The 9220-nt window shown below is 71.9% G+C and carries 9 protein-coding genes; 6 read left to right on the top strand and 3 right to left on the bottom strand.

Annotation, left to right across the window (positions count from 1 at the left end; translation table 11 throughout):
- The 3 genes from I6A81_RS01435 to I6A81_RS01425 all read left to right on the top strand — a co-directional run.
- Window positions 1-123 (top strand): aldehyde dehydrogenase family protein (locus tag I6A81_RS01435; protein ID WP_203008221.1); only part of this gene is annotated, 123 nt, incomplete at its 5' end.
- A 241-nt stretch (window positions 124-364) separates the two neighbouring features.
- The gene (locus I6A81_RS01430; protein WP_203008223.1) at window positions 365-1660 is read left to right on the top strand and encodes a cytochrome P450; all 1296 of its coding nucleotides are present in this window, start codon (window positions 365-367) and stop codon (window positions 1658-1660) included.
- Window positions 1660-1848 (top strand): ferredoxin, encoded by a 189-nt coding sequence (locus tag I6A81_RS01425; RefSeq protein WP_203008226.1) that lies wholly within the window; start codon window positions 1660-1662, stop codon window positions 1846-1848. The genes I6A81_RS01430 and I6A81_RS01425 overlap by 1 nt, the downstream gene beginning before the upstream one ends.
- Before the next feature lie 102 nt (window positions 1849-1950).
- Here the strand turns inward: I6A81_RS01425 and I6A81_RS01420 are convergent, their stop codons facing one another.
- Complete coding sequence (locus tag I6A81_RS01420; RefSeq protein WP_203008228.1) at window positions 1951-2241, bottom strand: DUF1330 domain-containing protein; 291 nt, start codon at window positions 2239-2241, stop codon at window positions 1951-1953.
- 381 nt (window positions 2242-2622) lie between these two features.
- On the opposite strand from I6A81_RS01420, the gene I6A81_RS01415 reads away from it, so the two are divergent.
- Window positions 2623-3225, top strand: coding sequence for a hypothetical protein (locus I6A81_RS01415; protein ID WP_203010066.1), 603 nt, complete (start codon window positions 2623-2625; stop codon window positions 3223-3225).
- Window positions 3226-3265: 40 nt separating this feature from the next.
- Here the strand turns inward: I6A81_RS01415 and I6A81_RS01410 are convergent, their stop codons facing one another.
- Window positions 3266-3823: an NUDIX domain-containing protein gene (locus I6A81_RS01410; protein ID WP_203007639.1), complete on the bottom strand. Its 558-nt coding sequence runs from the start codon at window positions 3821-3823 to the stop codon at window positions 3266-3268.
- A gap of 379 nt (window positions 3824-4202) precedes the next feature.
- Here I6A81_RS01410 and I6A81_RS01405 point away from each other — a divergent pair, with 379 nt between their 5' ends.
- Entirely contained in the window at window positions 4203-6266 is a 2064-nt protein-coding gene (locus I6A81_RS01405; protein ID WP_203007638.1) for a hypothetical protein, read from the top strand.
- Window positions 6267-6494: 228 nt separating this feature from the next.
- Here the strand turns inward: I6A81_RS01405 and I6A81_RS01400 are convergent, their stop codons facing one another.
- Window positions 6495-7400: an LLM class F420-dependent oxidoreductase gene (locus I6A81_RS01400; RefSeq protein ID WP_203007637.1), complete on the bottom strand. Its 906-nt coding sequence runs from the start codon at window positions 7398-7400 to the stop codon at window positions 6495-6497.
- Window positions 7401-7716: 316 nt separating this feature from the next.
- Between I6A81_RS01400 and I6A81_RS01395 the strand changes: the two genes are divergently transcribed.
- The gene (locus tag I6A81_RS01395) at window positions 7717-9093 is read left to right on the top strand and encodes a TetR/AcrR family transcriptional regulator (RefSeq protein ID WP_203007636.1); all 1377 of its coding nucleotides are present in this window, start codon (window positions 7717-7719) and stop codon (window positions 9091-9093) included.
- Window positions 9094-9220 lie beyond the last annotated feature (127 nt).

Below are 9220 nucleotides of genomic sequence, written 5' to 3'. Positions count from 1 at the left end.
AGCATGGACCCCGCCGCACCCTTCGGCGGCGTCAAGGCCAGCGGCATCGGCCGCGAACTCGGCAAGGAAGGCATCGAGGGCTTCCTCGACTCCAAGTCGATCTCGGTCGCCCCCACCCGCTAGCCCTCCCCGACACCAACCTCCGACGCCGGGCGGCCATGGCCGCCCGGCTGCCGGCCTGCCCGCCTGTGGCGGTACGGGTACGTCCGGCAGGGTCGTACGGTAGGTTTGAGATGACCCTTTTCCTGCGGAGAGAACCCTGCTCTCGCCAGGAACAACGTCATTACGATCAGACCTCCCGGCATGATCACGGAACGACAGGTCCCGCGCCCGGCCGGCGTCGCGGTGTCGAAGGGAGCCTCAGGTGGCGAACGACCTCGAGTCGTTGGACTTCTTCTTGGGCGAGGAGCTCGTCGAGAATCCGTACCCGTACTTCGACGAGCTGCGCGGCAAGTGCCCGGTGCACCGCGAGCCGCACCACAAGGTCCTGATGGTGACGGGGTACGACGAGGGCGTGCAGGTCCTGCAGGACCCGGAGAACTTCTCGTCGTGCATCTCCGTGACCGGCCCCTTCCCTGGCTTCCCGGTCCCGATCGAGGGCGCGGACGACGTCCCCGCGCTGATCGAGCAGCACCGCGCCTCGCTGCCGTTCAGCGACCAGCTGCCCACGATGGACCCGCCGCTGCACACCGACCACCGCGCGCTGCTGATGAAGCTGATCACCCCCAAGCGCCTCAAGGAGAACGAGGAGTGGATCTGGGGGATCACCGACCAGCTGCTCGACAAGCTGTTCGAGGGCGGCAAGGGTGAGTTCATCGGCGAGTTCGCCGGCCCGCTCGCGCTGCTGGTCATCGCCGACCTGCTCGGCGTGCCGGAGGACGACCACGCGGACTTCGTCCGGAACCTGAACCGGTCCGCCGGCGGCACCATCGGTGGCACCAGCGGCGAGTCGCTGGCGCACACCCCGCTGGAGTTCCTCTACGGGAAGTTCACCACCTACATCGAGGACCGCCGCAAGGAGCCGCGCGGCGACGTGCTCACCGGCCTCGCCCAGGCGACCTTCCCCGACGGCTCGACCCCCGAGGTCATCGACGTCGTCCGGGTGGCCGCCAACCTCTTCTCCGCGGGCCAGGAGACCACCGTCCGCCTGGTCAGCACCGCGGGCAAGCTGATCGCCGAGGACCCCGAGCTGCAGGCGACGCTGCGCGCCGAGCCGGAACGTATCGGGAACTTCATCGAGGAGGTCCTGCGGACGGAGAGCCCGATCAAGGGCGACTTCCGGCTCGCCAAGACCGACACGACGGTCGGCGGCGTCGAGGTCCCCGCCGGCGCCACGCTGATGGTCGTCAACGGCGCCGCCAACCGCGACCCGCGGCACTTCCCGGACCCGGAGACGTTCGACATCGGCCGGTCGAACGCCCGCCACCACATCGCGTTCGGCCGCGGCCCGCACACGTGCCCCGGCGCCCCGCTGGCCCGCGCCGAGGCGAAGATCGCCATCCAGCGGCTGCTGGCCCGGACCACGAGCATCACCGTCGACGAGAGCAGCCACGGCCCGGCCGACGCCCGCAAGTACCGCTACCTGCCTACCTTCATCCTGCGGGGACTCGCGTTCCTCAACCTGGAGTTCACCCCCGTCGAGAGCGGAAGCGAGGCGTGATGAAGGTAGTCATCGACGAGGACAGCTGCCGTGGGCACGGCGTGTGCGCCTCGGAGTGCCCCGAGGTCTTCACGGTGAACGACGACGGCTACGGCGAGGTGCTGGTCGACGAGGTACCGGCCGAGTTGGAGGAGACCGTGCGCACGGTCGCGGGCCACTGCCCCGAATGGGCCATCACGGTCAAGTGACTCCCCCGGCGCCGGTCGGCTGACGGCGTGAGACGGTCTCGGCCGACGGACGGACGGGCGGTGACGGGCATCGCCCGTCACCGCCCGTCCGGCGCGGTCCCGTCAGAACCCGGTGATGATCGCGGCGTTGCAGTCGGCCGCGGCCTGGCGCAGCGGGATCGCCTTGGAGTAGGCCTCCGAGGTGTACCAGGCCTTGGCCGCCTCCACCGAGTCGAACTCCAGGATGACGGTCTGGTTGCCGTGCCATTCGCCCTCGAGCGTCTCCGGGGACGCGTCCACCGCTAGCGGCCGCGCGCCGCTGCCGCCGATGCTCTCCATGGCGACCTTCGCATACTCGGCCATCCCGGCCGGGTCCTTGATCGACTCGGTGAACACCACATACGCCTTTGGCATGAGCCCGGTTCTCCTCTAACGCTGGTGGTACCCGTGAGCGGCCCCGCCGTCGGATAAAACCACAAACAACCCGAGGCGCGCCGCCGCTCGTGCCCGCCCTCCCCCATGCCCGGCCTGAGCCAGGCACCTCGGGCCGGGGCCGCGGACGCGGGACGCGCGGACCACGGGAACCAGCGGCGTCGGTGTACCGGTCAGCGAGCGGGCCAACCCCGCATTCCCCCTGAGAATTATGCTGTTGAGACCTTCCGGCCATCACCGCGCGGAACCGTCCTGCCCGGGCATTACGGTGTGGTGATTCGCCTGTCGGTCGCTGGAAGGTCCGCGGCTGTCGGGCACGGCGGGAGCGGGACCGCCGGGCAGACGACGCAGTCTGGGGGCAGGGTGAAGGTCTACGTCAAGGAGTCGGCCGCGGGCGTCGCCGTTCAGCCGGCGCCGAGAGCCGAGCCGCGTGTCACGGCGCTCGGCAGGGTGCGGGCGGCGAGTCAGCCGCGGCGCGGCCGGGCGCCGGTGGGCGGCGAGCCCGCCGGCTCCCCGGACCAGCGCGACGGCCGGCGCGCGCTGCCCGCGGTGCTCGCCGACCTCGGGACCAGGCTGCCTGCCGGCCACGTCGCCGCCTGGGCCACGATCCTGCGGGCCAGTCCTTCGCCGCGCACCGCCGACGACGCGCAGCGGATCGCCGCCCGGCTCGTCGACGCCGCCGGCGGCCACGCGTTCGTCGCGGGCGCCACCGCGCTGGTCACCAGCTGGCGCCGCGAACTGGCTCGGCACGCCCAGGACGGCGCCGCGGACGACGAGCGCGCTGGCACCCGATACCGCGAGGGAAGCAATGTCCGGATCCGCGAGCATCGCGGCGACGACGACGTCACCCGCGCGGCCAGCGCCGCCGCCGAGACGCACGACCGCCGCGCGTCCGGCCCGACCGGCGCCGGGATCGCCCTCGCCCTGGAGACCGCCGCCGAGCTGCACGCCCGCTCGCCGCGGTGAGGCGCCTGCGCGCAGCCGCGCGGCACTGATGGTCACCGGCTCACCCCACTGTTCTCACCAGGCCGTTCAGCGTCGGGTGAGCGCGTAGGAGCGCCCAGGCGGCAAGCGAGGACCCGTCGACGATCTCGCCGGCGGCGAGCATGCGATCCCATTCGGCCCAGCGCACCTTCCGGGCCACCAGGTCCTGCTCCTCGACGGACCGGGCGGCCGGCCCCTGGCTCAGGTCGGTGGCCACCCAGGCCCGGCAGCCCTGGTCGGCGTAGCCGTAGGCGGGGTAGAAGCGGGCCAGGAACGTCCAGGTGCCCGCACGCAGGCCGGTCTCCTCAGCGAGCTCGGCGGCGGCGAGCGCCGCCGGGTCGACGCCGGGGTCGTCCTCCCAGGAGCCCTGCGGAAACTCCCAGTGGCGTGCCCCGACCGGATAGCGCAGCTGTTCGACGAGCCACAGCCCGTCCAGGTCCACCGGAATGATCAGCGCGAAGTCGGGCTTCTCGACCACGCCGTAGAGGCCCTGGCTGCCGTCGGGGCGGGTGAACCGGTCCTCGCGGACCGTCATCCACGGGTTGCGGTACACGATCTCGGAACTGCTGGCCGCCGACATCAGACAACTCCCTGGTAGGAAATCGGCGCGTGGCGCCCCGCCGCTCGACGCGCCGCCGCCACCGTCCTCGCGCCTGCCTGGCGCCCACCTCGCGCCCATCGCGCCAGGACACAGCCCGCCGCGCGGCTCTTGCCAGTTACCAGACCACTACTTACCAGCTCCAGATCACTGCCTGCCCGCGCGCCCACGGATGTCGTCAGGCGTCGACGCCGGCCGGTCCGGGGGTGTCGCGTGGTCACCGGCGGCTCGAGCCGACCAGCCCGATCGGGTAAGTCCGCCGGCCGATCACCATATGCCCCGGGACAAACCGGACAACGTCCCGCCTCTCAGTAGTAGGCAACTGCCATCGGGCATCGGGATCCGGCAGGAGGGGGGAGCTGTGACCCGCAGATCGGTCGTGGCGGTGACGGCGGCGGTGGCCGTCGCGATGGCGGCGTGTTCCGGGGGAGGCGACGACGGCGGGCAGGTGCCCCAGCCGACGATGCCCGCGGACATCTCGTCGTTGTCGGAGGTGCCTGAGCCACCGGCGTCGGCAAGGGGGACGGGGTTCGACAGCCAACATGTGACGCTGCGCCTCACCCGGGTCGCCGACAGCCCGGGCACCATCTCCTTCGGCCTGCCGTTGCCGCCGGGCGCCGTCACCGACCCGGCGACGATCTCCGTGACCGCGAACGGCGCGCCGGCTCCCGCGACCGTCAGCACGCTGCTGAGCGGCCACGACGCGGCCGGCGCCGTCAACGGGATCCGATCGGTGCTGATTCAGCTGCCAGGTGCCGTCATGACAGGCGACGAGCTGGATGTCGACGTCGCCTTCACCGGTGGACAGTCCGGTCCGCCCGCGCTGGCGGTGCCGTTCGAGCGGACCAGTGTCATCTCGGCCGAGCAGGTCAGGACGGCGGAACGCACCATCGAGGAAATCGACGGCAGGGCCACGCTGGTCACCACGGACGAGAACGTGGTCACACTGTTCACCGGTCGCGAGCCGGCGGTGCAGGCGCTGTATCCACCGGGCTATCTGGCGGCCACCGGAATTCTCGGCCCGCAGGTGACGACGAGCGACCCGGTCGCCGGGGCGCTCGGCGGCCTGGAGTTCGTCAGTGAGCAGATCACTCCGTTCGGGATGTCGGCCAGCTACCGCGAGGACTATCCGCTGAACCCGGCGGACGACTCCGTGGTCATCCCCGATCCAGCGGAGAACTACGAGGCGTGGCTGTACGACCGGTGCGCGACCTTCCTGTCGTTCTACGTCCACACCGACGACCCGTTCTTCCTGCGCGAGTCCTACCGCGACTGCTCGTACTACGCCGGCCAGATCGGGCTGTCCGGCGAGAGCCGCGGCATCTTCGCGGGCAAGGCGGAGCCCGACGTCAAGTACTCGCACCTGCGCGGGCTGTACGCCTACTACGCGCTCACCGGGGACGAAACCGCCCGCGAGGCCGGCGAGGCGATCGCCGACCTGTGGCTGAACGACACCGACTTCGTCGGGCCGTACGCGGACGGGCACATCGAGTCGCCCGACGCCCTGTGGACCGAACGGCTGCTGGGAGTCAGTCTCGAAGGCCTGGTCTTCGGATTCCTGCTCACCGACGACCGCCGGTACCTGACCACGTTCCAGGACGTCCTCGACACCGCCTACCTGCACATCACCGGCGACGCCGCGGCGCTTTCGTCGATCAATCCGGGCACGCCGGGCTTTCCGCCGCAGAACTGTTTCATCCACACCGCGTCCCAGCACGCCGAGGGCGATTCCGACGAGCCCTGGTGCTCCGGGTGGATGTCCGAACTGCTGCTGCCCGGCCTGCTGGAGTACCAGGCGATGACGGGCGACGCGCGCGTGGACGACATCTTCGTGCGGCTCACCCGGTTCATGCGGGACGTCGGCACGTCGTACTTCGTGGACGAGGTCCTCGACGACACGTTCCTGGCTCCCCGCGAGGCGTTCGACCCGGCGGCCGACCCTGACGAACGGCGCCTGCTCGTGCCGCTCTACGGCGCCGGCCTGGACACCGACGGCGACCGCCAGCAGTTCGGCGAGTACGACGACACCCAGCACTGCCTGGACGGCAGCGCGCTGGCCGCGGCCGGGCTGCGCGGCCTGCGCCGGCTGGGCATCTTCGACGCCAACCCGGTGGGGCCGTTCCCCTCGGAAGGCGCGTCGTTCCTGGCGCTGGAGCACGAGCTGCTCTACTGCGCGCGGTGGGTGTTCGGCGACCAGACCAGGCCCAACCGCGATCCGGCGACCTGGACCAGCGAGGAGCTCGCCGAGGGCCTGTCCGACCCTGAGGCGTTCATCCTCGACAACAAGATCGGCTACCCGGTCCACAACAACTCGCCGGAACGCCGGCTGAGCTGGTGGTTCAACTCCGCGCTGCTCGACTACGGCCTACTGGTGGACGCCAAGGTCGAGATCGCCGAGCTCCGGCCCGGCCAGGTACAGCCGTAGCCCGCCGCGACGGTGCTCGCCGGTGTCCACGCCGTCACCGTCCCCCGCCGCCGGCCGCCCCGCCGCGGCGGCTCCGCCCCACCACCAGGCCGGCTCCGGGCGGGCACCGGGCCGGCCTCCGCCCCGCCGCCGGGCTGGCCGGCGGGGCGGAGCCGCGGTGGCTGAGCCGCGGGAGACGGCGTCAGTGGCGGGTGGGCGGCGGGCGGGGCGAAACGGCCTGGGCCCGGGTCAGGACAGGTAGGTGCCGCCGAAGGTCTCGATGAAGTCGAACGTCTGCTCACGGGAGGTGGAGTGGCAGGAGATGATCAGCCAGTTGACGCCGATCTTCTCCAGTTCCGCCCACTGCTCGCGGTGCCGGTCGGCGTCCGCCGTCGGCGCGCTGGCCAGCGCGGCGTCGTTGTAGGACGACGTGAAGTCCAGCGGGCCGGGGCGTCCCGCCGCGGCCGCCTCGTCCTTGACCCCCTGGATCAGGGTCGCGAGCTGCTCCCGCGAGGTGATCGCCATCGTCTGCGCGGTGACGGCCACCTCCGGCGGCGCCATCATCGGCAGCCAGCCCTGCGCCTTCTGGGCGGCCCGGCGCCGGGCCCGGCCCGAGTTGCCGCCGACCCAGATCGGGATCGGGTCCTGGACCGGCTTCGGGCGGGCGACGACGTTGCGGGCGTCGAAGTGCAGGCCCTGGTAGCTGAACGGCTCGCCGGCCCAGTGCAGCGGCAGCACGTCGAGGGCCTCGTCGAACAGCGCGGCCCGCTCCGCGAGGTCGACGCCGAGCGCGAAGAACTCGGACTTCTGGTAGCCCGTGCCCATGCCCAGGATGAGCCGGCCGCCGGAGAGCTTGTCGACGGTCGCCGCGGCCTTGGCCAGCAGGAACGGGTTGCGGTACGGCGCGACCACCAGGTTCGTCATCAGCCGCAGACGGGTGGTCGCCGCCGCGGCGAACCCGAGCGCGACGAACGGGTCGAGGCTCTGGTGGCCACCGGTCTCGAGCCACTTCGCGCCCGGTACCGGGTGCTCGGTGAGCGCGATCGCGTCGAAGCCGGCCCGTTCGGCCGCGGCCGCGACCTCGTCGATCGGCCCGGCCTCGAGCATGTCGCGCTCGGTGCCGTTGGTCTCCGGGTAGTGCAGGATGAAGCGCATACAACCCTCCTACACCGTGCGAATCGGCAGGCGCATCCAACCCAGGCCGTGGACGTGTGGTCGAGGACCGCGTTGCCGTGGTCCTCTTCCCTGTCGGCCACCGTTTTCCCTGTCGGCCACCGTTCGAGCGCCTCGCCCAGCACGACTTGGCCCTTGGCGCGGGCGAGCCCGGCGCCCGCGCGGAAGCGGTTGCCGACCGGGGCCACCCTGAGCCATCGTTGGTGGCAGCAGGATGTCACCGATTCGAGGGCCGAGGCAACCGACAGCCGCCCAGTGAAGTCCGCTCGTTCGCTCGGTTTGCGATACTGAATGGACCATGACGAGCGATCCGACCCGCTCCGCGGGTGGGCCCGCCGAGCAGGCAGCCACCCTCGACGCGGGGGCGCTGTCCGCGCCCGAGCCGATCGCCCGGCGCGTCCCGTTCGCCGACAACCCCATGGTCGGTCAGCGCGGGCGGCGTACCCAGCAGCGCATCGTGGCCGCCGCCTTGCAGGTCTTCGGCGAGGGGGGCTACCACACCTCCAGCGTCGCCGGCCTCGCGAAGCGGGCCGGCTGTTCGCGCGTCGCGTTCTACCAGTACTTCTCCAGCAAGGAGGACGTGCTCCGGCACCTGGCCGGGCAGGTCGCCCGCCAGGTCGGCGCCGCCGTCGAGGCGATGGGACCGCTGACCCCGGACGCGGCCGGCTGGGCGACCATCCGGGAATGGGTCGCGCGGTACGCGGACATCTACGAGCATTTCGGCGCGGTGTTCCACGTCTTCGAGAGCGCGTCCCGGGAGACCCTGAGTCTCCGGGCGCTCAACGTCCAGGCGGCGTCCGGGAACATCGCGCTGATCCGATCCAGGATCACCTCGACCACGCTGGCCGACCACGAGATCGACGCGGTGATCGGCCTGCTCCTGGGCGCCACGGCCCGCACCTACTACTCGGCCGCGATCCTGCGCAACGCGGCCCCGCTGGCCTACCCCCGTGCCCGTGTCGACGACGCGATCACGGACGTCATCCACCGCGCCTTCTTCGGGCTCATCCCCGCCGTGAACGCGCGCGGTCGAGGCGCCGGCCCGGCGCCGGCCATCGAATTCGACCGCCGGGCCGGCGAGGCGCCGGCCTCGCGCTCCGCGCCCACCGACGCCGCGCGGGCCACCTACGACGCGCTGCTGGCGGCCGGCTACGACGTCTTCATCAAGCGCGGGTACCACGGCACCCGCATCAACGACGTGGTCGAGGCCGCCGGCCTGTCGCATGGGATCTTCTACCGGTACTTCACCAACAAGGCCGACCTCGCGCGAACTCTGGTGCTGGCGGCAATCGCGCCGCTGTCCAGGACGCTCGCCGCCATCCCGACACCACCCGCGCCCGGGTCGGGAAATGCCTGGTCAACGACCACCCTGCGGTCCTGGCTGCGCGAGTACAACGAGATGCAGGTATCCGAGGCGGGGATCATCCGGGTCTGGGTGGACGCGACGCTGCATGAGGCCGCGCTCGGCGCGGACGCGGCCGCGGCTCTCGACTGGGGCCGGCGGCAGCTCGCGCACTTCCTGGCACCCCGCGGCTTCGGCGACGCCGACGCCGAGGCGATCGTGACGATGGCCCTGCTGGACGTGTTCGGCAGCGGACGCCGCTCGGCGGAGACGATGGAGGCCGCCGTCCAGGTGATCGAACGCGGCCTGCTCGGTCTGCCACGCGCGTCCTGACCGGTCAGGTACGCGCTCAGCCCGTCACCGAGCGGCCCGCCGCCAGGACCGCTCCCCCAGCCACCCCGAAACGGTCCGGCCCCGGGCCCCCGGGGGGGCCCCGGGCCCGGGCGGGGGGGGGGGCCCC

The sequence above is a fragment of the Frankia nepalensis genome (genome assembly GCF_016786325.1).
In the GTDB taxonomy this organism is placed as follows: domain Bacteria; phylum Actinomycetota; class Actinomycetes; order Frankiales; family Frankiaceae; genus Pseudofrankia; species Pseudofrankia nepalensis.
The sequence above is the reverse complement of the archived record's forward strand: the minus strand, read 5'-3'. Positions and strand labels throughout refer to the sequence as shown.

Coding starts and splice junctions, on each gene's coding strand:
- I6A81_RS01425 (WP_203008226.1), top strand. CDS start 1,660: ATGAAGGTAGTCATCGACGAGGACAGCTGCCGTGGGCACGGCGTGTGC.
- I6A81_RS01420 (WP_203008228.1), bottom strand. CDS start 2,241: ATGCCAAAGGCGTATGTGGTGTTCACCGAGTCGATCAAGGACCCGGCC.
- I6A81_RS01410 (WP_203007639.1), bottom strand. CDS start 3,823: ATGTCGGCGGCCAGCAGTTCCGAGATCGTGTACCGCAACCCGTGGATG.
- I6A81_RS01400 (WP_203007637.1), bottom strand. CDS start 7,400: ATGCGCTTCATCCTGCACTACCCGGAGACCAACGGCACCGAGCGCGAC.
- I6A81_RS01395 (WP_203007636.1), top strand. CDS start 7,717: ATGACGAGCGATCCGACCCGCTCCGCGGGTGGGCCCGCCGAGCAGGCA.